The 2,174-nt window shown below is 66.8% G+C and carries 2 protein-coding genes; one reads left to right on the top strand and one right to left on the bottom strand.

What is annotated here, in order from left to right; genetic code table 11:
• Positions 1-595 precede the first annotated feature (595 nt).
• Positions 596-1,591: a tryptophan--tRNA ligase gene (gene trpS, locus AC31A1_RS50460; protein ID WP_489659759.1), complete on the top strand. Its 996-nt coding sequence runs from the start codon at positions 596-598 to the stop codon at positions 1,589-1,591.
• A gap of 20 nt (positions 1,592-1,611) precedes the next feature.
• Here the strand turns inward: trpS and proC are convergent.
• Positions 1,612-2,174, bottom strand: a 563-nt coding sequence (proC, locus tag AC31A1_RS50455; protein ID WP_489659758.1) for a pyrroline-5-carboxylate reductase, incomplete at its 5' end; no start/stop codon positions are given.

The following is a 2,174-nucleotide window of genomic DNA, read 5'->3' as shown; positions in this document are numbered from 1 at the left end:
TTCCCTTCGGTCTTGCGTTTCCGACTCTATCAGACCGTTTCCGGTCCCGATTTCCTCGGTGCTTTCCAGGTTTCCGCTTCCGCGTTTCCCTTTCCGGCGGTTCCGACTCTATCAGATCCTTTCGGGCCTGACTCCCAGTCAGCGGGGCTTGCCTTCCCGGCCCTTGGGCCGTTCCAACGAGTGAGACTTTAGCGGATTCCTGAGTCCCGAGCGAATCGGGGGGTGCGTCCTTTCGAACGCGGATTCCTCATTTCGCAAATACGCATGGCAATACAACGCGACGACGGATCGTCGATTGTCTGTAGGTACTTGCGGAATGGCTGTCCGGGGACCGACCGGGGTCGGCGCTCACGTCGGACAACTCGGAGAACACTACGTACGCGGTAGGGGCGTGTCAACTCCGCTCCGGAGAGCGCTGCGGAGGCGTACCCTGGGTGACGTGACTACGCATACGTGCACCCAGCAGTGGTGGGCCGCCTGACGGCGGCCGTACACACGTATGTACTCAACGGCCGCCGCATCGGCGGCCGTTCGCGTTTCTCCCTCCAGAGGGTCGGCCGGCCGGGTGCGGCGGTCTCTATCAGGAGGTGGAGAGATGACGCGGGTCTTCAGTGGGGTCAAGCCGACCGGGCATCTGACGCTGGGGAACTACCTGGGCGCCATCCGGCGGTGGGTCGATGTGGATCAGCGGCAGAGCGACGCACTGTTCTGTGTGGTCGATCTGCACGCGCTGACTGTGGACCACGATCCGGCGCGGGTGCGCAGGCTCAGTCGGCAGGCGGCGACGCTGTTGCTGGCGGCGGGGCTGGATCCCGAGCTGTGCACCGTGTTCGTACAGAGTCATGTGGACGAGCACGCGCGGCTGTCGTACGTCATGGAGTGCGTGGCCACCGACGGTGAGATGCGGCGGATGGTCCAGTACAAGGAGAAGGCCGCGCGTGAGCGGGAGCGGGGCGGAAGTGTGCGGCTGTCGTTGCTGACGTATCCCGTGCTGATGGCGGCGGACATCCTGGCGTACGGGACGGACGAGGTGCCGGTCGGGGACGACCAGACGCAGCATGTGGAGCTGACCCGGGATCTGGCGGTGCGGTTCAACCAGCGGTACGGGCACACGTTTGTCGTCCCTCGGGCGACTCGGCCGGGGGTGGCGGCGCGGGTGATGAACCTGCAGGAGCCGACTTCGAAGATGGGGAAGTCGGACGACTCCGGGCCGGGCATCGTCTATCTGCTGGACGAGCCGGAGGCCGTACGGAAGAAGGTCATGCGGGCTGTGACCGACAGTGGCGCGGAGGTCGTCTACGACCGGGAGGCGCGGCCGGGGGTGGCCAATCTGCTGGAGATCCTGGCCGCTTGCGGTGGTGGGAACCCCGAGGACCTGAGCGGTGTATATGAGTCGTACGGCACTTTGAAGAAGGACACGGCGGAGGCCGTGGTCGAGCTGCTCAGGCCCGTGCAGGAGAGGCACAAGGAGTTGTGCGCGGATCCCGGTTATGTGGAAGGGGTGTTGCGGGATGGGGCGGAGAAGGCGAGAGAGATGGCGAAGCCGATGGTCGACAGCGCGTATCGGGCCATCGGGCTTCTGCCTGCGTAGTCGCGTGAGCGGTTAGCCGGTCAGCTGTTTCCGGAGGCCAGTTCGCGGCTGCGGTCGCGGGCGGCCTCCAGGGCGGCGATAAGTGCGGCGCGTACGCCGTGGTTCTCCAGTTCGCGGATGGCGTTGATCGTTGTGCCGGCGGGCGAGGTGACGTTCTCGCGGAGCTTCACCGGGTGCTCGCCGCTGTCGCGGAGCATGACGGCGGCGCCGATCGCGGACTGGACGATGAGGTCGTGGGCCTTGTCGCGCGGCAGGCCGAGCAGGATGCCCGCGTCCGTCATGGCTTCGACCAGGTAGAAGAAGTACGCCGGGCCGGAGCCGGAGAGGGCGGTGCAGGCGTCCTGCTGGGACTCGGGGACGCGGAGCGTCTTGCCCACGGCGCCGAAGATCTCGTCGGCGTGCGCGAGATGGGCCTCGGTGGCGTGGCTGCCGGCGGAGATGACGGACATGGCCTCGTCGACGAGGGCGGGGGTGTTCGTCATGACACGGACCACGGGGGTGCCTGCGGCCAGGCGCTCCTCGAAGAAGGAGGTGGGGATGCCCGCCGCGCCGCTGATGATCAGGCGGTCGGCGGGGAGGTGGG

The sequence above is a fragment of the Streptomyces sp. P5F9 genome (genome assembly GCF_057961495.1).
The sequence above is the reverse complement of the archived record's forward strand: the minus strand, read 5'-3'. Positions and strand labels throughout refer to the sequence as shown.